The sequence below is a fragment of the Pluralibacter sp. genome (assembly GCF_019237635.1).
In the GTDB taxonomy this organism is placed as follows: Bacteria; Pseudomonadota; Gammaproteobacteria; order Enterobacterales; family Enterobacteriaceae; genus Enterobacter_B.
Window position 1 is genome coordinate 1 of record NZ_JAFAGS010000134.1, and the last position, 21,107, is coordinate 21,107.

Genomic DNA, 21,107 nt, shown 5'->3' on the forward strand with positions numbered 1-21,107 from the left:
GGGCCGCCGCGCGGGCGAAAGCGATGCCTGGCAGCACGGTGCCGCGCTGGTCTCCAGCCGGGCGAGCTATGAAATGGTGCAAAAGGCCGCCATGTGCGGCGTTGAAATCCTGTTTGCCGTCTCGGCGGCGACGACGCTGGCGGTTGAGGTTGCCGAGCGCTGCAACCTGACGCTGGTGGGGTTCTGTAAGCCGGGAAGAGCCACGATTTATACGCATCCACAGCGTTTAATGGGGGGGTGACCGCGGTTATATCATCGCAGCAAATTCATAAACTCGCCGTAATCTTTCAGTTTCCCGATCGTTTCCGCTGAATGGCGACCAAGTACACTGGCCAGATAGCTAAATATCTTCAACTAATTCAGATTAACCCCTATATGAGGGACAGGGCACTACCTCCCCCCTTTTAATTAAGTTGTCTCTTATCTCGGCCCCTGTCACCAGACAATCTGCTGTGTTAATAATCAATTACGAAATGCCCGTAAAAAAACAACCATCTGCGCTGTACACTTAACCCACAATACAAAGAGGGATTAATGTATGCCGTTAAATGGAAAAATGCTTCTAAACGGTGCGGACATCGCGCCGCTTGTCTTCCCTGGCGTTGGAACGTTTATGGCCTTTTCGGGCAATGGCGTTTACAAAAACCGTGGAGGCTGTGGGAAATACGGAGGGAAAGCCAATGATTATGGCCCCCTTCCTGAAGGGCGCTATTGGATCGTGAGTCGTGGGAGTGGCGGTAAAATCTCAAAGGCGATCGCTTACGTGAAAGACAAGTACAACCAACATGCCAGCGGTGCTGAATTTAGCCGGGATGAATGGTTTTCTCTATATCCGAACGACTGGAATATAGACGACGCGCTTTGGATAGAAGGCGTTAAACGCGAACACTTTCGATTACATCCAGGTGTATTGTCTGATGGTTGCATAACCCTGGTGAGTAATGCTGAATTTCGAACGCTGCGTACTGCTTTACTGGCGACCTCACTAATCGACGTACCTTGTATGAAGGATTTGAAGGCATATGGCATGATTGAGGTTGTCAACAATGGCTACAACACTTGTTCGTAGGCTGGCGAAAACTGCCTGGTTTATCATGCTGTTCTGGGTAGGTACGCGCCTAATCTACCCAGAATCATTTATCAGTCTCGAAACATCGCGGAGTTTCGCGTTATGGGCAGAAGGAAGTGTAAGCCAGGAAAATTTTGATGATCTGTGGGTGCTGGCGTGGGTTGTATGTTCGTTCGCATTTGCCGTAGCGGGATACCTGGCCTCGATGTGGGCCATTCGTAAAATGCGCCGTTGAGCGGCGCATTTCATTCAAGCGGTTTTGCGCTCATTCCAGGCGTCGGCGAACTGGACGTTGCCATCAACGTAGTGCCAGGTGATTTTTTCGTAGTTCAGGCTGACGTGCTCGACGTGATTGATCTGCGAACTGGATAACTTCGTGTTAGGGATAGACGTGTTAACGCTCGTTACTTTCACGTTCTCCAGCAGAATGATGTAATAACAGACTTCCTGGCCAGCATCGTTGATTTTGTAGAACCTAATTTCTGCACTCTTCAGAGCCTGGCCCGTAGCTGCTGCACGGTTAAGGTATGGCGATGATCTGTCAATTTCCTTTTCCAGCATCATTGATGAATGCTGTCGCGTGCCGGTGATTTTGCCGCTCGCGGTATCAACTGGTAGGGTTAATCCGTGGGACAGTCCGATAATCTCTATACTGCCATCACGATCCTGAACATCCACAGACCCCTTAATGTCTGCACCACCGTCGTCCTTGAGCCACATATAAGCTGGGATTGGCATTTTTCCTTTTTCCTCATGCTGTTAGTAAATCTATAAAGAAAGTGTAGGCTTTCTGGGTTGGTCGACGATTTTATCGCTACCTCAGCGCTCAAAGTGTGACGAAGGGCAGATGAAGTCGCCGCGTGTAATGCCGCAATTTTCTACTGCTTCACGGCTGTTGGTGGCGAAGCTAAGAAAACCCTCGTCGGTAACAAAAGGGCGTTTCACGACGACGCTAATTTTACTGATGCTGCGGTTTGGTTATGAGAGGGAATATGTCAGCGTGGGGTGCGCTCCTGACGATGGGGTTATCGTCAGGAGGTTGACGGTATCAGGGCAACCCGGCCAGTCTCAGCAGCGCCGTGACCACCGCGGCTGCGGCGATAACGATAATCAACGGGACTTTTTTCCAGGCGAGGAACATGGCAACAGCCACGCCTGTCACCCGCGCTGCGCCGGCAAAATGGCTGCCTTCAAAAAACGTGGTCGCCAGCGCGACGGCAAACAGCAAGGTTGTGGCGCCGTCGTTGAGCATGGCCTGCGAACGCTCGGAAAGCGCCAGACGGTTACCCAGTTTCGCTCCGCCAAAGCGCATCAGGTACGTCCCGGCGGACAAAATCGCAATGCCGACGATAATCCATAAGGTGTTACCCATTATTTTTTCCTCGCAAAAACGCCGAGCAGCGACAGCAGAACCGGTACGCCCGCCGGGGTGAAAGGCACAGAGGCCAGTGAAATCACTGCGCCGGTCACGGCGCGGACCAGCGTCGTGCGTTTTTTAAACGCCGGGATCACCAGCGCCAGCAGGATGGCCGGGAATACGGCGTCCAGACCGATGGTTTCCGGCGATGGCAGCAGCTTACCGACTGCGGCGCCGAGCAGCGCGCCCGTCGGCCAGAGGATGGCCACGCCCAGCCCGCATAGCCAGTAGGCGGCTTTGCGCTGCTCGGGGGTTTTTTGCGACAGCCCGAACACCACGCTTTCGTCGTTCATGATATGGCAGCCGAGGACGCTGGCGGCGCGTTTACCGACCAGGTCGCGCACCGTGACGCCAAACGGCACATGGCGGGCGTTAACCAGTAAGCCCGCGGCCGCTGCGGCCAGCGGATTGCCGCCGCTGGCGATAATACCGATAAACATAAACTCCGACGCGCCCGCCAGTACAAAGATGGACAGTACGAACGGCACCCACAGCGGAAAACCGTAGGCGATCGCCAGCGATCCGTAGGACATGCCGACGACGCCGACGGCCAGACAAACTAAAAATATCGCTTTTATCGTGTCGCCTTTGAGGCAGGAGAAGTGATGTCTCATACTATTTTAGCCATATCGAACGAGTATCCATTATAATGAACGCATCAGTATCGTTTATCAAGATGAACGATTCGTTCGATTTAAAAAACAGAGGACGTTTATGACGCAGCCAATTAGCGTAATCGCCAAAAGTCTGGTGCGAGAACGCATGCGTACCGGACTTTCACTGGCGGAGATCGCTCGCCGTGCCGGGATTGCCAAATCCACACTCTCACAGCTCGAATCCGGGAATGGTAATCCTAGCCTGGAAACGCTCTGGTCGTTATGTGTGGCGCTGGATATTCCTTTTGCACGGCTGCTGGAGCCGCAGTTGCCGACCACGCAGGTGATCCGCCGTGGCGAAGGGACGAGAGTGGTGGCCGAACAGGCGAACTATCAGGCGATATTGCTTGCCGCCTGCCCGCCGGGCGCGCGGCGTGATATCTACCTGTTGCTGACGCAACCGGGCGCCGACCGTATTTCGCAGCCGCACCCGCCGGGGTCGGTGGAGCACATTATCGTCACACAGGGGCGGGCGATGGTCGGGTTGACCAGCGCGCCGGAGGAGTTAGGCGAAGGGGATTACATCTGCTACCCGGCCGATTGCGAACACGTGTTTAAGGCGCTGGAGCCGGACACTCAGGCGATTCTGGTGGCGGAGCAGAACTGAATCCTCACCCCGGCGCTGTGTTGACCGTACGCCGGGGTGAACGGGGAATCACGGCAGGTAAAACACCGGTTTCAGTTCCGCGCTGACCGGGCTGTTGTCTGCATTGGCTGGCATCACTTCCGTCATATAGCGCCACCAGCGCTGGCACACGTCGGTGCTAGCGACCGCATTCCAGCGCTCTTCTGACGCTATCTCCACTGTGGCGAATAGCAGGTTGCGGGCGGCGTCGAGATAAATCGCGTAATGGTGCGCGCCATGCGCCTTCAGCACGGCTTCCAGCTCCGGCCAGATGGGATTATGGCGGCGTTCGTACTCGCCGTGGGCATCCGGGTTTACCTGCATCACAAACGCTTTACGGATCATAGCGCCTCCTTAAGGGTAGAGATCCAGCGCCGACTGTAGCGGCGTTACGCCAAAACGCTGGCCCAGCGCAATCAGCTCTTGCCGGGTGATGGTCTGCTTCATGCCGCCCATCGCGTAAATCTTCACCAGCACCTCAGCGGATTTCTCGGCCGTGTCGATAAGGCCGAAAGCGTCATCGAGCGTCGGGCCGCTGCCGAACACGCCGTGGAACGGCCACAGCACCAGAGCGTGCTTTTGCATTTCCATCGCCGTTGCCTGGCCTATCTCGTCGGTGCCTGGCACCATCCACGGCAGAATCGCGACGCCGTCCGGGAATACCACCAGACATTCGGTACTGCCTTCCCACAGCTTGCGGGTGAAAAGGTCGCGGGTGTTTTCCAGCACGTAGGTCAACGCAATCAGGTTGGTGGCATGACAGTGCATGATCACGCGATCTTTACCGCCGGTGGCTTTGATTCGTTCGCAGTGAGAAAGAAAATGCGCTGGCAGTTCGGACGTGGGGACCGCCCCGGCGGTCAGTCCCCAGAGAATGTGGTACCCGGCGCCATCGCTGTCCACTTTGACCACCCCTAAATTCGCGGCCGGGTCGAGCTGCACGTTGCGGAAAAATTTACCGGAGCCGGTCACGATAAACGGCGTATTGGCGAGCAGCGGCATTGGCTGACTTAAGGCGATGTAGCGCGGATTGTGGTGGAAATCCGCCTCAAATGGCGCGATGTCGGCGTTATCCAGACGCAGGGTCAGGTTGCCGCCGTTGCGCTCGTCCCAGCCTTTCAGCCAGGCGTCGGCGGTGGCTTTGATCATACCCTGGACGAACCAGGATTCAGTGATGGTCTGCATAGTCTTCTGTTTCCTTCAAAATGCCGGATGGCGATGGGCTAAAACGTCTTTCTCATACCCGCGCACGCTATCCAGCCACTGGCTGCCTGTCGGGGTGTCGTGGCGCTGGCAGTACATCTCCCATACCGCCTGCCATGGCAGCGATTTCTGTTCTTCCAGCAGCGCCAGACGCCCGGTGTAGTCTCCGTCCAGCTCCCGTTGACGCAGTTCGTTGGTGGGTTCCAGCAGGGCGCGCAGCAGGGCTTTTTTCATATTTCGGGTGCCGATAACCCACGCCGCAATACGGTTGATGGAAGCATCGAAGAAGTCGAGGCCGATATGCACGCGGTCAAACAGGTCATGACGGATGATCTCGCTGGCGATGGCCTGGGTTTCGTCATCCAGCAGGACGACATGATCGCTGTCCCAGCGTACCGGGCGGCTGACATGCAGCAGCAGACGCGGTACAAACAGCATGGCGGCGGAGATTTTGTCGGAGATGACCTCTGTCGGGTGGAAGTGACCGGCATCCAGGCACAGTGCGGTCTGGCGGCTGGTGGCGTAACCCATATAGAACTCGTTTGAGCCGACGGTGTAGCTCTCGGCGCCAATACCGAACAGCTTGCTCTCAACGGCGTCGATGTGGTGCGCCGGGTTGAGCTTTTCGCTGATCACCTCATCCAGTGCGTTCAGCAGACGCTGGCGCGGGGCAAAGCGGTCAATGGTGATGTCTTTCATGCCGTCCGGGATCCAGATGTTCATCACCGAAGGGGTACCCAGCTGCTCACCGAAATACGCAGAGATACGGCGGCTGGCTTTGCAGTGGTCAATCCAGAACTGGCGAATCTCATCACTGGCATGCGAGAGGGTGAAACCGTCGGCGCTCAGCGGATGCGAAAAGCAGGATGGGTTAAAGTCCAGCCCCAGTTGGTTAGCTTTGGCCCACTCAACCCAGTTTTTGAAGTGCTCCGGCTTGATATCATTTCGTGCGACCAGCGTGTCTGACTCCAGATAAATGGCGTGCAGGTTCAGACGTTTCGGCCCAGGGATCAGGCTCATTGCCTGCTCAAGGTCAGCGCGCAGTTCCGTGGCGTTGCGCGCTTTGCCCGGGTAATTGCCGGTGGCCTGAATCCCGCCGGTCAGGTTGCCCATCGGGTTTTCAAAACCGGCGACATCGTCGCCCTGCCAGCAGTGCATCGATACCGGTAAGCGGTCAAGCTGGCGCAGCGCCGCCTCGACATCGACGCCCACTGCGGCGTAACGCTGTTTCGCCAGTTCCCAGGCTTGTTCAAGTTGAGTGATCATGCGCAAAGCTCCTTTGTCGGTTGTGGCTGAAACTGCGCGGCGTAACGGGCAATTTCACTGTTTGGATTTGGGGTGTAGGTGGTCAGCGCGTAGGTGTCGCGCACGACCTGGCGGAATTCATCAACGTTGTTGAGTTCATCGAGCGTCATGAGCTGAATGCCGATGTTGCCGAGGGTGGAGGCTTCTACTGGCCCTGCAATGACCGTCACGCCGCAGGCATCGGCGCACAGCTGGTTGAGCAGTTGGTTCTGGCAGCCGCCGCCGACAATATGCAGTTGGGAGAAGGGGTGACCGCGCAGTTGTGCAAGCTCCTGTAGCACGCAGGCATACAGCAGCGCCAGACTGTCGACAATGCAGCGGGCCAGCTCTGCCGGGCTCTCTGGCACCGGCTGGCGGCTCTCCCGGCAGGCGGCCTGTATCTCGCCGCTCATCGTGGCCGGGTTAATAAAGCGATCGTCGTTCGGGTTAATCACGAAACGGCATACCGGCAACAGGCTGACGTCAGCGAGCAGAGCAGGCAGGTCGCTGATGTTCTGCTCTTTCAGCACCCGCTGCAGCAGCCATAGCCCCATGATGTTCTTCAGCACCCGGTAGCGGCCTTCCGCGCCGCCTTCGTTGGTGATGTTGTTCGCCAGCGCGATATCGCAGGTGGCGGGCGTTTTGCTTTCAAAACCCATCAGAGACCAGGTGCCGGATGACAACCAGGCGGCATGACTGTCGACCAACGGAACGGCAATGACGGCGCTGGCGGTGTCGTGGCTGGCGACCGCAACCACCGGAATGGGGTTGCCCTGCGGGCAAATCCAGTGACCGATCACATTGCCTGGATGCGTTGGCGTGCCCAGCCAGTGGAACGGCACGCCCGCCCAGTTAAGCAGGTTCTCATCCCAGTTATCGGTGTTGATATTCACCATCTGGGTGGTGGTGGCGTTGGTGTATTCCCAGTTCATCACCCCGGTCAACCGGTAGCTGAAGTAATCCGGGATCAGCAGCGCATGGGCGACCTGATCCACGCATTCAGGTTGCTGCTCGATGAGCGCCCGGAACTGATACAACGTATTGAAAGGCAGGAACTGAATGCCGCTACGACGGTAGATCTCCGTACGGCCGAGCTGTATCTGCGCGTTCTGCATAACGCCCTGGGTGCGGTTGTCACGGTAGGACACCGCCGGGCCGACGCGTTCGCCGTGCTGATTAAGCAGCACATAGTCTACGCCCCAGGTATCAATGCCGATGCTGTCGATAAGGATGCCTTCGTCGCATACCTTTTGCAGCCCGCAGCGAATTTCCGCTTCCAGTCGGTCGACGTCCCAGTAGTCGACGCCGTTGACATGCTGCAACGTATTGGCGAAGCGGTGGATTTCACGTGCGCTGAGCGTCCGTTGTTCGCGGTCAAAGCAGGTCAGCATCACGCGCCCGCTGGAGGCGCCTAAATCGACCGCCACACAATGGCGAAAAGTCATGGCAGAAGTCCTTCTGATAATCACTGAGGACAGTCTAAAAAGCGGGGGCCAGCGTGACCTTCTTGTTACTGACAGTCGGAAATAGGGGTTGGCAAGAAAGCAAAGATGAACGTGAGAGACCTCACAATTTCCCGTAATCATGTCGTTTCATGGCGGTGTGATGCTGCACGCATTTCCTGATTTTTCCGGTCGTTTCTTGAAAAACCGGTAGGGTTTGCGCGCTTTGTTGCTGAAAATTGAAGGTGAGGTTGATAACGGCCCATTACTATTTTGGCATCCTGACTTACAGGTGGAGGCCGTTATGACTGTACTGCACAGCGTGGATTTTTTTCCGTCAGGGTTCGCGCCCGTCGCTATAGAACCGCGTCTACCTCAGGCGGCGTTTCCCGAACATCATCATGATTTTCATGAAATTGTCATTGTGGAGCATGGCACCGGCATCCACATATTTAACGGTCAGCCCTATACCATCAGCGGTGGCACGGTGTGTTTTGTCCGCGACCATGACCGGCATCTGTATGAGCACACCGATAACCTGTGCCTGACCAATGTGCTGTATCGCTCGCCGGAGGCTTTCCAGTTTCTCTCCGGGCTGCAAAAGCTGTTGCCGCAAGAGCAGGATGGAATCTATCCGTCGCACTGGCGGGTAAACCAGACGGCGTTGCAGCAGGTAAGAGGCGTCGTGCAGCAGATGGAGTGGCTTGATGAAAGCAGCGATGTGCACACCCTTGCGCAGCGTGAAATCCTGTTTATGCAGCTGCTGGTGCTGCTGCGCAAAAGCAGTCTGGCGGCGGAAATGAGCGGTAACGACGCCCGGCTCAATCATCTGATCGCCTGGCTTGAGGAGCATTTTGCTGAAGACGTGTGCTGGGAGCATGTGGCCGATCGTTTTTCGCTGTCGCTGCGCACCTTACACCGCCAGCTCAAGCAGCATACCGGCCTGACGCCGCAGCGCTATCTCAACCGCGTGCGGCTGACCAAAGCGCGGCACCTGCTGCGCCATAGTGATGAAAGCGTTACGGATATCGCATTTCGCTGTGGTTTTGGCGACAGTAACCACTTTTCGACGCTGTTTCGCCGGGAATTTAGCTGGTCGCCGCGTGATATTCGCCAGGGACGCGATACGCAGCTACAGTAACGCGAGGAGAATCACCGTTTTTTTGCCGAAAAACGGCTACAAATGGCAGGTTATTCGCCCCTGAGGTTACGTTGTGGCAGGTCAGCTCATTCTTCGTAAAACCGATTTCTTTACCTCTCCGCGCCAGGCCGTGGCGGTGGCCGATCGCTATCCGCAAAACGTGTTTGCCGAGCATACCCATGAGTTTTGCGAGCTGGTGCTGGTGTGGCGCGGCAACGGTTTGCATATCCTCAATGACCGGCCTTACCGCATCACCCGCGGCGATGTGTTCTACATTCGCGCCGAAGACAAACACTCCTACGCCTCGGTCAACGATCTGGTATTGCAGAACATTATCTACTGCCCGGACCGGTTGCGGCTGAATGTCGACTGGGCGGCGCATATTCCGGGGTTGTTCGGTACGCGGTGGACGCCCCACTGGCGGATCGGCAGCAGCGGAATGACCCAGGCACGCCAGGTGATCTCCATGCTTGAGCAGGAGAGCAACAAAGACGATCCGCTGGCCCACGACATGGCGGAGCTGCTGTTTGCCCAACTGGTGGTGACGCTGCGTCGTCACCGCTTCGCGACCGATAATCAGGACGCCACCCGGCGTGAAGCGCTGTTGGATAAGCTTATCACCGCGCTGGCGGGCAGCCTCAATCACTCTTTTGCGCTCGACGCTTTTTGCCAGCAGCAGGCGTGCAGTGAACGCACGCTGCGCCAGCAGTTCCGCAGCCAGACCGGCATGACCGTTAACCATTACCTGCGGCAGCTGCGCATTTGCCATGCACAGTATTTGCTGCAGCATTCGGAGCTGATGATTGGCGAAATCGCCAATCAGTGCGGTTTTGAGGACAGTAATTACTTTTCAGTGGTATTTAATCGCGAGACAGGGATGACGCCAGGGCAGTGGCGCCATCGTAATCGGATGGTGGTATAAACATTAAGTGCTCTGTGCAATGAATCACAGTTGCGCTTTAATTTTTGTTTTAGTCTCAGCAGACTTTTCATTGGGGAGTGACGTCTGTGCTGACCAACTCATTAATCATTAAGTGCATCATTTCAATTTTGCTATCAGCGGATCGCAAAATTAAAGTCATGCTTAATGATTTATGTTGGTTTAATTCGATTAACGACCTGACAGAAAATAAGGGTTCTGAAGCCGAATGTATGGACACGCAAATAGCGCAGGGCTGGTCTTGTCTGTGGGACTGCGCCGGAGAAGCTCTATGCGTTAGCGTACGTCAACGACGCCACCGATTGGCGCGTTTTAGCCCGCATTTTCCACACACATTACTGTGTCGCCGTAAGCGTGATGAACTGGCCTTCAGCTTCCGTAACACCAGCCTGCATCGGTTGTTGATCTGTCGCCATGCGAGTGGCGCCGATAGTGAAAACCAGGCTTATCAATTTGATCGTTCTCAACAAAGCACAATGCGCGTTTTCGCCATTGTGCTTTTTTTATTGCCTGAATCTAAGAGGATCCATTATGTACATTGTTTGTGTTGCTGCTTGCCCTACCGGTGTGGCTCATACCTATATGGCCGCGGAGTCTCTTGAACTCACGGGTAAAAATCGCGGCCATGAAGTGAAAGTGGAAACCCAGGGGAGCCTCGGGGCCGAAAACGAAATTACGCAAGACGATCTGGCGCGCGCTGATGCTGTCATTATCGCCGCCGACGTCGCGATTAGCGGCAGGGAGCGTTTTGACGGCATGATTAAACTCGAGTGCAGCGTCTCTGATCCGATTAAGTTTGGCGATGCGGTGTTTGAAGCCGTAGAGCAGGAGGTTGCCAATGGCTAAGTTTCAGGGGGGAGGCAAGCCGTCGGCGGGGGTGGAGGTAAAAAACGCCATTATGACCGGCGTATCGTGGATGTTGCCGTTTGTGATTGCGGGGGCAGTACTGATGGGCATCGCCCGTATCGGCGCCTCGATTTACGGCATCGACAATATCTGGGACGCCAGCTACGAACAGGCGGGCATGGTGGTGCAACTGCTGCATAAGTTTGACGGTTTCGGTGGTCTGGCGTTGTCGCTGATGCTGCCGGTGGTGGCGGGCTATATCAGTTTTGCGCTCGCCAACAAGCCTGGCCTGGCGCCGGGGATGGTGGGCGGCCTACTGGCGAGCAATCTGGGCACCGGCTTTCTGGGGGCGCTGGCGGCCGGTTTTGTCGCCGGATACATCGTTCGCGCGCTGAATCGCTATATAAAGCTGCCGAAGGCGCTGGCCTCTGCGGGGCCGATTTTCATCCTGCCGGTGGGCGGCACGCTGTTGACCTGCGTGGTGATGGCCTTTGTGATCGGCACGCCGCTGGCGGCGCTGAACCACGGCATGGAGAGCTGGCTGCTGTCGATGTCCGGGACCAACAAGGTTGTGCTGGCGGCGGTGATTGGCGGCATGGTTGGCTTCGACCTCGGCGGCCCGGTGAATAAAGCGGCGGTGACGACGGCGATGGCACTGCTGGCGTCAGGCATTTATGACCCTAACACGGCGGCGCAGGTGGCGATTATCGTACCGCCGATTGGCCTGGGTGTGGCGACGCTGCTGTGGTCATCGCGCTTCCCGGAATCGCTGCGCGAGGCGGGTAAAGCCTCCACGCTGATGGGGCTTATCGGCGTGTCGGAAGGGGCAATCCCGTTTGCCTTATCGAACCCGCGTATTATCGTGATTAACGTCATTGGCTCGGCGGTAGGTGCGGCGATGGCCGTCGGTTTGGGGTCGATAAATCATGCGCCCATTTCCGGTTTTTACGGCTGGCTGGCGGTAGAGCAATGGCCGGTTTACGTCCTCTCCATTGCCTGTGGGTCAGCGATTATCGCCTGTGGTTCTCTGCTAATTTTCCGTGGCGCGACGACGATGCCAGAGATGAAAAAAGACGTGGCGGCTCCGAAATTTAAAGCCAGCCGTTAAATGCGCCACGGTGCATCTAAATTAATTTTCCCTGTGTTTAGCGCGGATAAATATCCGTGCCGGACACCCACGTCTGAAAACAGGAATAAAGAGAATGAAAACGGTTCATTTAATTCAGCATACGCACTGGGATCGTGAATGGTATTTCACAGAGAATGACTCTCAGGTGCTGCTTTATTATTTTATGGCGGATCTTCTGAACCGTCTGGACGCGGATGAATTATTAGGCCCATTTATGCTTGACGGGCAAACGGTGGTGCTGGAGGACTATTTTCAGTTCGCGCCGGAGAACCGCGAGCGCGTCCAGGCGCTGGTGAAAAGCGGGCGGTTGTTGATTGGCCCGTGGTACACGCAGACCGACTTTCTGGTGGTGGGCGCTGAATCAATCACCCGCAACCTGCTGCTCGGCCAGGCCGACTGCGAGGCATTCGGTTCGCGAATGGCGGTAGGCTACGTGCCTGATTCATTTGGCCAGAGTGCGCAGTTGCCGATGTTTCTCAACCAGTTCGCCATTGACCATGCGGTGGTCTGGCGCGGCTGGAGTGAGCATGACACTCCTGTCACCGAATTTCGCTGGCGCAGCCAGGATGGTAGCGTGGTGACGACAGCAGTACTGCCGCAGGGTTACGGTTGCGCCAAATGGCTGCCGACGGACTCGCAGCAAGCATGGCCGCGCCTGTCATTGGTGCTGGAAAAGCAGGCGGCGTTCAGCGGCAGTACTCAGCTATTGCTGCCCAACGGCAACGATCAGTCGCCGTTTGAGTACGGCGTTCCCGCCATGCTGGACACGCTCAATACGCAACAGAGCCAGTACCATTTTGTGCGTAGCGACTTCCGCCGCTACTTCGCCGCGCTGGCGCAAACACAGCTCGCCACCTTTGAAGGCGAGCTGTTAAGCCCGAAATATATGCGCGTCCATCGCGGGATTTTCTCGACCCGCATGGATATCAAGCAGGCAAACGCCCAACTGGAGAACTTTGTCAGCCGCCAGTTGGAACCGTTGCTGAGCGTGGCCTGGCGTCTGGGGCTGCCTTATCCGCAGAAGGTGGTCGAAAATATCTGGCGTGAGGCGATGAAGTCGCATGCCCACGATAGTATCGGCGGCTGCAACGCCGATCGCGTCAATGCGATGGTCAAGGCGCGCCTGCTCTCCGGCCAGGAGAAGGCCAGCCAGCTGTATGAGCTGAATATGCAGATGCTGGCGAATGGCATTACCGCTCAGCAGAAAGGCAAAAAAATCATTATCTTCAATGCGCTGCCGTCGGCGCGCGATGGGCTGACGGCGTTGACGCTGTACCTGCCCGGCGCGGCGTTCCGCATTGTTGATGAACAAGGGCAGCCCTGCCGCTGGCAGATTGTGCGCGAGACTTTGCAGGATATGTCCGTCATTGTGCAGGAGCTATCCAACAGCCCTGAGCCGGTGTTCTATCGTAAGTGCGAGATTTTACTGGAAACCGTTTCACTGCCGGCCTGCGGCTATACCACGCTGTACCTCCAGGAGGACGAGTCTGCCGGTTTCGACGAGCCCGTCGTCAGCGAAGAGGCGCTGGAAAACAGCTGGCTGCGGCTGACGCTGGAAGGCGGGCAGGTAATACTGGTGGACAAGCGCAGCGGTAAACGCTGGGAAAACATTATTCAACTGGTGGATGGCGGCGACGCTGGCGACACCTACAACTATTCGCCGCCGGAAGCGGACTGGCGGGTGACCGGGTCGGGGGCATTGCAACGCGCTGACTGGCGGCGCGGCGCGCTGGCCGACACCTTATCGCTCAGCTGGTCTATCGCCGCCCCGCGCACCCTTACCGACAGGCAGCAGCAGCACTGCAACGCGCGACTGGATGTCAGCATGGTGCTTACCCTGGCGCACCAACGCCCGGTGCTGGATGTACAGGTGAACGTCAATAACACGCTGCAGGACCATCGCCTGCAGGTCGAAATCCCCACTGATGTGTTTACCGACAGCCACTTTGCCGATCAGCCGTTTGGTCTGATTCGTCGCGCCAATCGCCCGGCGACGCTGGATGTCTGGCAGCAGGAGAAGTGGGGCGAAGCGCCCGCCTCGCTCTGGCCGATGCAAAGCCTGGTGATGATGCACGATGGTAAGCAGGGTATGAGCGTGGTGACCGACGGGCTGCGGGAGTATGAGATCCCGGAGGAACGGCCCTCGGTGATGGCCATTACCTTGCTGCGTAGCGTCGGCTGGTTGGGCCGCGCCGGTATGCCGTGGCGGCCGGGGCGCGCTTCCGGTATGGCGCTGCCGTCCCCGGATTCGCAGGTCCCCGGCGAGTTTAACGCCCGCTTTGCGCTTATCCCGCTGTGCGACGGCGAAAGCCCGAACTTCTGGCGTGATGTCGAAGCCTGGCGCACGCCGCCGATCGGCTGGCTGGATTCCGGCTGGGCGCGCTTTAAAACCAACCCGCACCGCCTGGATTTCCCGGCGACCTACAGCCTGCTGCGCTGGGATACCGCGCTGCATTTCAGCACCCTGAAAAAAGCCGAACGCGGCGAGGCGCTGATTTTACGCGGCTGGAATCCGGGCTCGCAGGTACAGGCCTGCACCGCGCCGGTGGTCGACGCCGTGCTCAGCGAAGTCACGCTCGGCGAACAACCGCTGGCCCAGGCGCAGCAAGCCGCACCGGTGTGCGCCCCTATCTCGTGGCGTATCACGCCCGCCGTCAGAGGATAATACTGTGTTGAAGATTCGTTTTACCTGCCCGTTGCCAAACGGATTGCATGCCCGCCCGGCCAGCGCACTGGAGCAGCGCGTTAATGCCTTTGGCGCTCGCGTACTGATTGTGAATTTGCGTAATGAACGTCAGGCTGACGCCCGCAGCGTGCTGGCGATGATTGGGACCGACATTCTGCATCAGGACCCTTGCGAGCTGGTGATTACGGGCGACGATGAGGCGGCGGCGCACCAGGCATTGCAGCAGTTCATCACCCAAGAGTTTGCTGATTGTGATGAGCCGGTGATGCAGACGCAACGCTTCCCGGAAACGCCGCTGCCGGTTTTCCTGGCGCAGACCCGCGCTGAAACGCTGCGCGGCAACGGCGTTAGCGCTGGGCTGGCGCAAGGGGTCGCGTTATATCCCGGCGTGCCGGATCTGTATCGGCTGGCCGGGCAGGAGGCCTCTACCGCGCCCGAAGTACAGCACGATGCCCTACAGGCCGCGTTGCAGCAGGTGCGTATGCAGTTAAGCGACGCGCTGCATCACGCCCAGGGGGACGCGGCGGCGGTGCTCCAGGCGCACGCGAAATTGCTGGAGGATGACCTCTTTGAAACGGCACTGCTGGCCGTTCGTCCGGCGCGTAATGCGCTGGCATCGCTGGCGCAGGCGCTGGATGAGATCAGCGCGCCGCTGCGCGAGAGTCGCAGCACCTATCTCCAGCAGCGCGTGCTGGACGTTCAGGATCTGGGGCTGCGGCTGGCCGCTCATCTTTGTGACCAGCCGCTGATGCCGGAAACGGTGCTGTTGCAGGACACGATAGTGATTAGCCCGGTACCGATCACGCCGGGGCAATTCCTGGCGCTGCGTGGCCCGCATCTGAAGGGGGTGGTGATGGGTGCCGGTGGCGAAACGTCGCACACCGTTATCCTCGCGCGCTCGTTTGGCATTCCGTTGCTGAGCGTTGGTCCGGCGGAAATTGGCCGTATCCGTAGCAATGAACCGCTGATGCTCGACACTCGCTACGGCGTGGCGGTGCTCTCACCGGACGTGCAGGCGCAGTGCTGGTATCAGTTAGAAGAAGAGAAACGTCAGCGCCTGAACCAGCGTTTACAGCCGCTGCTCCAGCGCCCGGGAGCAACCCAGGACGGCGAGCCGGTGACGGTGCTGGCCAACATTGCGCTGGCCGCCGAAGCCGACGCGGCGTTTGCCGCGGGAGCGGAAGGTATTGGTTTGTTCCGTACCGAAATGCTGTTCTGCGAACGGGCCGCGCCACCGGATGAAGATGAGCAGTATCAGGCCTATCGTCACGTGCTGGAGCAGGCTCAGGGACGTAAGGTGGTGATTCGCACCCTGGATATCGGCGGCGATAAGCCCTGCGATTACCTGGTGATGCCTTCAGAGGCGAACCCTTTCCTCGGCTGGCGCGGTATCCGCCTGTATCCGGCCTTTATGGCTGTGGTGAGTTCGCAGATGCGCGCGTTACTGCGCGCAAGCGTTGCCGGACCGCTGCATATTATGGCGCCAATGGTGACCACGCTTGAGGAAGTGAAGTGGCTGCGCGAGCAGTTCCAGCACACCGAGGCGCAGCTGCATGATGAAGGTATCGCCACCGGGTCATGGTCGCTGGGTATCATGGCGGAAGTGCCGTCGGTGCTGTATCTGCTGGAAAAAGCCGCCGCGTATATTGATTTTGTCTCCATCGGCAGCAACGACCTGATGCAGTATTTCCTGGCCTGCGACCGGGGTAATTCGCAGGTGCGCCATCTCTATAACTACTTCGACCCGGCGTTTCTCCAACTGCTGGCGGAGATGACGGTCCGCGCGCAGCGCGCGGGTATCGCCATGAGTTTGTGTGGCGAGATGGGGGGCGACCCGTCGGCGCTGGCGCTGTTGCTGGGCGCGGGGTTACGTCAGCTGAGTATGTCGGCCAGCCGCATTGCGGCGGTGAAAGCGCGCTTAACCTCGCTCACCCTTGCTCACAGCGAGCAAATACTGGCGCAGGCGCTGGCCTGTGAAAGCGCGCAGGCGGTGACGGTGGTGCTACAGCAGCAGACGACGGCAACGGTGAAGCCGGTGTTCGATCCTGCCCTGGTCTTCCTTGATTGCCCGATGACCCGTAAAGCCGAGGTGATAAAAGTCCTGACCGACAACCTGGAAGTGGCGCAGCGGGTGGTCTCAGGTCCTGACGTGGAGAGCGCTATCTGGCAGCGCGAGGCGATTTTCTCCACGGCGCTGGGGTTCTCGATTGCACTGCCGCACTGTAAATCGGCGGCGGTCGTCAACAGCAGCGTGTCGGTGATGCGTCTGAGTGAGCCGCTGGCGTGGAACGATGAGGCGGAAGTGTCTCTGGTGATCATGCTGACAGTGAGCGAGCAGGAGAAAGGTGATCATATGAAAATTTTCTCCCGTCTTGCCCGTAAGCTGATGCATGCGGAATTTCGCCAGCAGTTGCTCGACGGTACATCCACGCAGGCTGTGGCCGGGCTGCTGGAGCAGGAGATCGCGGGGTAAATGATGACGCCAGGGCAGTGGCGCCATCGTCATCGCCCGGCGGCGTAATCAGTTTGCCATCCCGAGGCCAACAATGTTGGCGGCTATGATGATCACCACGCAGCCCAGGCTCAACACGCTGACCGGACGGCGGCCGGCATTGTTCCACTCTTTGAGCACCAGCCCCACCAGACCGCCGCACAGCACGTAGAAGCTCATGTGCAGCATCCAGCTCATATAATCATATTGCGCCGGGATCCGGGCATGTCCCCAGGCGTAAAAGAAGAACTGCAGATACCACATCAGGCCGCCGAGCGCGGACAACAGAATATTGCTGATGATAAAGGGTTTTGCCAGTGAGAAGTCGGATTTTACCGACAAACCTGGCACTTTTGCCAGACGAATGAAGCAGAATCCGAGGTTGACCAGCGCGCCGCCGCCCATGATGACCACATAGCTGGGCAGGGCGACATACAGCGGGTCGACGCCCAGTGCCGCCGCCGCTTCGTGCATCGGTTTTGCCGCATTCATGGCAAACGACATACCGGCGGAAAAAATGCCGCACATAATGGCGAGCAGCAGCCCTTTTTTCAGATTGAACTCTTCCGCTTTGATGCCCATCTTGCGCTCTTTGAGCTGCCCGGCACGGGTGACTATCCCGACCCCAATCAGTGCAACCAGTACGCCGAGCAGCGTCATCCGGCCACCTTCGGTATGGATCAGTACATCAAAATTACCGTTAATGATCGGCGTCATCAGCGTACCGACAATAAGCGTAATGCCGATGGCGATACCGATGCCCATCGACATACCGAGATAGCGCATGGTGAGACCGTAATTGATATTCCCCACGCCCCACATCGCGCCAAACAGGAACACCGGGAGCAGTGTGGCGGCGTCAAAGGAACCGTAGTAGGCCCAGAAGTCGGGGAGCAGCATTGCGCTGATAGCCCAGGGAAGAATAAGCCAGGAGACGATACCGCCCACTGACCACATCGTTTCCCAGGACCAATGCTTTACTTTCTTGAAGGGGGCATAGAAACAGGCTGCACTGGCTGCGCCTATCAAATGCCAGAAAATACCCATCGTAATCGCGTGATTCATATTTTTATCCTCATCGTTTTAGGTCGATGACTTTTTCATCTGACGTGATGAGTGTAAAAATTCGTCAATGGGTTAACCTTCCAGCCGTTGCCGCATAACCTAAATGGCTGGCAAAAAGCCCGTAAATGCATTGAGCCAGCTCACAAAATCACCGTTGGTCGGGGGAGTGAAACCCCACGAAAACTACGGCATTGATAAGCATTTTCAATATCATTTAATTAACTATAATGAACCAACTGCTTACGCGGCGTTAACACCTTAGCCGCCCGATAATAATGGAGATGAAAATGAGTTATACACTGCCATCCCTGCCGTACGCATACGACGCTCTGGAGCCGCATTTCGACAAGCAGACGATGGAAATCCATCACACCAAACACCATCAGGCCTATATCAACAACGCTAACGCGGCGCTGGAAAGCCTGCCGGAATTCGCCAGCCTGTCCGCTGAAGCGCTGATCGCTCAGCTGGATAAACTGCCAGCGGATAAGAAAACCGTGCTGCGCAACAACGCGGGCGGCCATGCTAACCACAGCCTGTTCTGGAAAGGTCTGAAAATCGGCACCACCCTGCAGGGCGACCTGAAGGCGGCTATCGAGCGCGATTTCGGCTCCGTGGACAGCTTCAAAGCGGAGTTTGAAAAAGCGGCCGCGACCCGTTTCGGCTCCGGCTGGGCGTGGCTGGTACTGAAAGGCGACAAGCTGGCTGTCGTCTCCACGGCAAACCAGGACTCCCCGCTGATGGGCGACGCGATTTCCGGCGCATCCGGCTTCCCGATTCTGGGCCTGGACGTCTGGGAACATGCCTACTACCTGAAATTCCAGAACCGTCGTCCGGACTACATCAAAGCCTTCTGGGACGTGGTGAACTGGGACGAAGCGGCTGCGCGTTTCGCGGCGAAAAAATAAGGCCGCCAGGCACTAAGCCACGGTACTGCGGCAACCCGCAAACCCTGCTGACATCGGCAGGGTTTTTTTACGTCTGTCGTACGGCAGGTGTGAGCTGGATCAATATTGGAAACATTGATTCTATAAATATGAAATATAGTTTTAATTTGTAAGTGAGATCACTGTTCTCATGTCCTGTTGTGATTATTGTTTTCTGTAACGATACAGATGAAACGCTGTTTTGTTTTCTATAAAAATACAAAATTAAGTTTATACAATAAGTTATTAGGATGGTGGGAATGCAAATAAAACGTGCAATTGAAAAAATCCCCGGCGGTATGATGCTCGTACCGCTGTTTCTTGGCGCGCTGTGTCATACCTTTTCGCCTGGTGCGGGTAAGTACCTTGGCTCCTTTACCAACGGTATGATCACCGGCACGGTGCCAATTCTGGCGGTGTGGTTTTTCTGCATGGGGGCGTCAATCAAGCTCAGTGCGACGGGGACCGTACTGCGTAAATCCGGCACGCTGGTGGTCACCAAAATCGCGGTGGCGTGGGTAGTGGCGGCTGTTGCATCGCGCATTATTCCTGAGCACGGCGTTGAGGTCGGTTTCTTTGCCGGGCTGTCGACGCTGGCGCTGGTGGCCAGCATGGACATGACCAATGGCGGTCTGTATGCCTCCATCATGCAGCAGTATGGCACCAAAGAAGAGGCCGGGGCGTTTGTTCTGATGTCTCTGGAGTCCGGCCCGCTGATGACGATGGTCATCCTGGGAACAGCCGGTATCGCCTCGTTCGAGCCGCATGCGTTTGTCGGCGCGGTGCTGCCGTTCCTGATAGGCTTCCTGCTTGGCAACCTCGACCCTGAGCTGCGTGAATTCTTTGGTAAAGCGGTACAAACGCTGATCCCGTTCTTCGCCTTCGCGCTGGGCAACACCATCGATTTAAGCGTGATCGCCCAGACCGGTCTGCTGGGGATCCTGCTCGGTCTGGCAGTGATTGTGGTGACCGGCATTCCGCTGATTATCGCCGACAAGCTGATTGGCGGCGGCGACGGCACGGCGGGGATTGCCGCGTCCAGTTCCGCCGGGGCGGCGGTGGCGACACCGGTGCTGATTGCCGAAATGGTGCCTGCTTTTAAACCGATGGCGCCAGCGGCGACCTCGCTGGTTGCGACATCGGTTATCGTCACCTCGATTCTGGTGCCGATTATCACCTCTGTCTGGTCACGTAAGGTGAAAGCCGCGACGGCCGGGATAGACGTGCGGAACACGGTAAAATAGCGCCAGCCTGCGCTAAAAAAGCCTCACGCTGTGAGGCTTTTTGCGTTTTAGCGGATGCCGAACTGGCGGTCGACCTGCTGTGCCTGTTCAGGGCTCAGCGCGCCGCCCGCGTTACGTGACGTCGCAGTGCAATAGCCGAACTTGCGGGACACGACGGTTTTGATGGTGGTGACGAAGTCATCGCCGATGGCGTAGATAGCCATATAGCGTCCGATATCGCGCTGAGCGTGGGTCAGCGCATGCTGATCGCTCTGTTTCCAGGCCTCCCGCGCTTTGACAAACAGCTCTGGCATCACGTTGTTCAGACCGGAAATGACGCCCGCGCCGCCAGCCATCAGGTTGGGAATAAAGTATTCGTCATAGCCTGACAGCACCGCGAAATCCGGGCGAATGTCCTGGGTGGCGAGGATGATGTTGCGGGTGTGAGACTGGCAGTCCACGGTGTCCTTAATACCCGCAAAGTGAGGAAACTCGGCGGCAAGCGTCGCGACGATTTCCGGCGTAATATCACACCCGGTGCGCGCCGGGAAATTGTAGGCGAACCATTTTCCTTCCAGCCGCTCGCCAACCCGACGAAAGTAGCTCAACACCTGGGCTGCGGTCTGGCCGTAGTAGTACGGCGGCAGCACCATCACCGCATCGTACCCTGTCTGGTAAGCTTCCTGAGCCATCAACAGCACGTCGCTAAAGCAGGTCGACGAGACGTTGGCGACCATCGTCAGGGGCGACATGGACCGCGCTTTGCGGATGAGCGTAATGCGTTCCTCCAGCGACAACGAGGCGAACTCGCCGATGCTGCCCATCAGCAAAATGACGTCGATACGGGCCTCGGTCAGCCGCGCAAGATGCTGCGCCAGCCCGCTAAAATCAATGCTGCCTTTACTGTCCATGGGGGTAATCGAGGGGCACCATACACCGGTAAAACGAAGAGGACTGGTCACAT

General features: G+C 57.4%; 20 protein-coding genes. 11 read left to right on the forward strand and 9 right to left on the reverse strand.

Translation table 11 applies throughout. The annotated features are described in order from the left end of the window. Together JO226_RS15655 and JO226_RS15660 are read left to right on the forward strand one after the other, a co-directional pair. Nucleotides 1-241, forward strand: a 241-nt coding sequence (locus JO226_RS15655) for a formate dehydrogenase accessory sulfurtransferase FdhD (protein ID WP_293602465.1), incomplete at its 5' end; no start/stop codon positions are given. A 297-nt stretch (nucleotides 242-538) separates the two neighbouring features. Further along, a complete protein-coding gene (locus tag JO226_RS15660; RefSeq protein ID WP_293602466.1) occupies nucleotides 539-1,069 on the forward strand; it encodes a DUF2778 domain-containing protein in 531 nt (176 codons plus the stop codon). A 249-nt stretch (nucleotides 1,070-1,318) separates the two neighbouring features. On the opposite strand, the gene JO226_RS15665 is transcribed toward JO226_RS15660, so the two are convergent. The 3 genes from JO226_RS15665 to JO226_RS15675 form a co-directional block, all read right to left on the reverse strand. Then, on the reverse strand, nucleotides 1,319-1,807 hold the full coding sequence (locus tag JO226_RS15665; RefSeq protein ID WP_293602467.1) for a type VI secretion system tube protein TssD: 489 nt from the start codon (nucleotides 1,805-1,807) through the stop codon (nucleotides 1,319-1,321). Nucleotides 1,808-2,117: 310 nt separating this feature from the next. Further along, a complete protein-coding gene (locus tag JO226_RS15670; RefSeq protein WP_293602468.1) occupies nucleotides 2,118-2,441 on the reverse strand; it encodes an AzlD domain-containing protein in 324 nt (107 codons plus the stop codon). After that, entirely contained in the window at nucleotides 2,441-3,100 is a 660-nt protein-coding gene (locus JO226_RS15675; RefSeq protein WP_293602469.1) for an AzlC family ABC transporter permease, read from the reverse strand. The genes JO226_RS15670 and JO226_RS15675 overlap by 1 nt, the downstream gene beginning before the upstream one ends. Before the next feature lie 100 nt (nucleotides 3,101-3,200). Here JO226_RS15675 and JO226_RS15680 point away from each other — a divergent pair, with 100 nt between their 5' ends. Next, complete coding sequence (locus tag JO226_RS15680) at nucleotides 3,201-3,749, forward strand: helix-turn-helix domain-containing protein (RefSeq protein ID WP_293602470.1); 549 nt, start codon at nucleotides 3,201-3,203, stop codon at nucleotides 3,747-3,749. A gap of 48 nt (nucleotides 3,750-3,797) precedes the next feature. Here JO226_RS15680 and rhaM read toward each other — a convergent pair whose 3' ends face one another. Genes rhaM through rhaB form a run of 4 tightly spaced genes read right to left on the reverse strand, consistent with a single transcriptional unit; the run spans nucleotide 3,798 to nucleotide 7,699 of the window. Further along, a complete protein-coding gene (gene rhaM, locus JO226_RS15685; RefSeq protein ID WP_293602471.1) occupies nucleotides 3,798-4,112 on the reverse strand; it encodes an L-rhamnose mutarotase in 315 nt (104 codons plus the stop codon). 9 nt (nucleotides 4,113-4,121) lie between these two features. Continuing rightward, nucleotides 4,122-4,952, reverse strand: coding sequence for a rhamnulose-1-phosphate aldolase (gene rhaD, locus JO226_RS15690; RefSeq protein WP_293602472.1), 831 nt, complete (start codon nucleotides 4,950-4,952; stop codon nucleotides 4,122-4,124). A gap of 15 nt (nucleotides 4,953-4,967) precedes the next feature. Continuing rightward, nucleotides 4,968-6,236 (reverse strand): L-rhamnose isomerase, encoded by a 1,269-nt coding sequence (gene rhaA, locus JO226_RS15695; RefSeq protein WP_293602473.1) that lies wholly within the window; start codon nucleotides 6,234-6,236, stop codon nucleotides 4,968-4,970. Further along, nucleotides 6,233-7,699 (reverse strand): rhamnulokinase, encoded by a 1,467-nt coding sequence (gene rhaB / locus JO226_RS15700; protein ID WP_293602474.1) that lies wholly within the window; start codon nucleotides 7,697-7,699, stop codon nucleotides 6,233-6,235. The genes rhaA and rhaB overlap by 4 nt, the downstream gene beginning before the upstream one ends. Nucleotides 7,700-8,000: 301 nt before the next feature. Between rhaB and rhaS the strand changes: the two genes are divergently transcribed. The 6 genes from rhaS to ptsP all read left to right on the forward strand — a co-directional run bounded on the left by rhaS (nucleotide 8,001) and on the right by ptsP (nucleotide 16,911). After that, nucleotides 8,001-8,837 carry an HTH-type transcriptional activator RhaS gene (rhaS, locus tag JO226_RS15705; RefSeq protein WP_293602475.1) on the forward strand — a complete coding sequence of 279 codons (837 nt, stop codon included), beginning with the start codon at nucleotides 8,001-8,003 and terminating at the stop codon, nucleotides 8,835-8,837. 73 nt (nucleotides 8,838-8,910) lie between these two features. Then, entirely contained in the window at nucleotides 8,911-9,759 is an 849-nt protein-coding gene (gene rhaR, locus JO226_RS15710) for an HTH-type transcriptional activator RhaR (protein ID WP_293602476.1), read from the forward strand. A gap of 549 nt (nucleotides 9,760-10,308) precedes the next feature. Continuing rightward, nucleotides 10,309-10,623, forward strand: a complete 315-nt coding sequence (locus JO226_RS15715; RefSeq protein ID WP_293602477.1) for a PTS fructose transporter subunit IIB — start codon at nucleotides 10,309-10,311, stop codon at nucleotides 10,621-10,623. Further along, a complete protein-coding gene (locus JO226_RS15720) occupies nucleotides 10,616-11,731 on the forward strand; it encodes a PTS fructose transporter subunit IIC (RefSeq protein ID WP_293602478.1) in 1,116 nt (371 codons plus the stop codon). Before JO226_RS15715 ends, JO226_RS15720 begins: the two co-directional genes overlap by 8 nt. Nucleotides 11,732-11,825: 94 nt before the next feature. Further along, on the forward strand, nucleotides 11,826-14,417 hold the full coding sequence (locus tag JO226_RS15725; protein WP_293602479.1) for a glycoside hydrolase family 38 C-terminal domain-containing protein: 2,592 nt from the start codon (nucleotides 11,826-11,828) through the stop codon (nucleotides 14,415-14,417). Nucleotides 14,418-14,421: 4 nt separating this feature from the next. Next, nucleotides 14,422-16,911, forward strand: coding sequence for a phosphoenolpyruvate--protein phosphotransferase (gene ptsP / locus JO226_RS15730; protein WP_293602480.1), 2,490 nt, complete (start codon nucleotides 14,422-14,424; stop codon nucleotides 16,909-16,911). A 48-nt stretch (nucleotides 16,912-16,959) separates the two neighbouring features. Here ptsP and rhaT read toward each other — a convergent pair whose 3' ends face one another. Continuing rightward, the gene (gene rhaT, locus JO226_RS15735) at nucleotides 16,960-17,994 is read right to left on the reverse strand and encodes an L-rhamnose/proton symporter RhaT (RefSeq protein ID WP_293602481.1); all 1,035 of its coding nucleotides are present in this window, start codon (nucleotides 17,992-17,994) and stop codon (nucleotides 16,960-16,962) included. Between the two features lie 287 nt (nucleotides 17,995-18,281). Here rhaT and sodA point away from each other — a divergent pair, with 287 nt between their 5' ends. Together sodA and kdgT are read left to right on the forward strand one after the other, a co-directional pair. Next, the gene (gene sodA, locus JO226_RS15740; RefSeq protein WP_293602482.1) at nucleotides 18,282-18,902 is read left to right on the forward strand and encodes a superoxide dismutase [Mn]; all 621 of its coding nucleotides are present in this window, start codon (nucleotides 18,282-18,284) and stop codon (nucleotides 18,900-18,902) included. A gap of 278 nt (nucleotides 18,903-19,180) precedes the next feature. Further along, nucleotides 19,181-20,164, forward strand: a complete 984-nt coding sequence (gene kdgT, locus JO226_RS15745; protein WP_293602483.1) for a 2-keto-3-deoxygluconate transporter — start codon at nucleotides 19,181-19,183, stop codon at nucleotides 20,162-20,164. Nucleotides 20,165-20,211: 47 nt separating this feature from the next. Here the strand turns inward: kdgT and JO226_RS15750 are convergent, their stop codons facing one another. Next, nucleotides 20,212-21,105: a dihydrodipicolinate synthase family protein gene (locus tag JO226_RS15750; protein ID WP_293602484.1), complete on the reverse strand. Its 894-nt coding sequence runs from the start codon at nucleotides 21,103-21,105 to the stop codon at nucleotides 20,212-20,214. Nucleotides 21,106-21,107 lie beyond the last annotated feature (2 nt).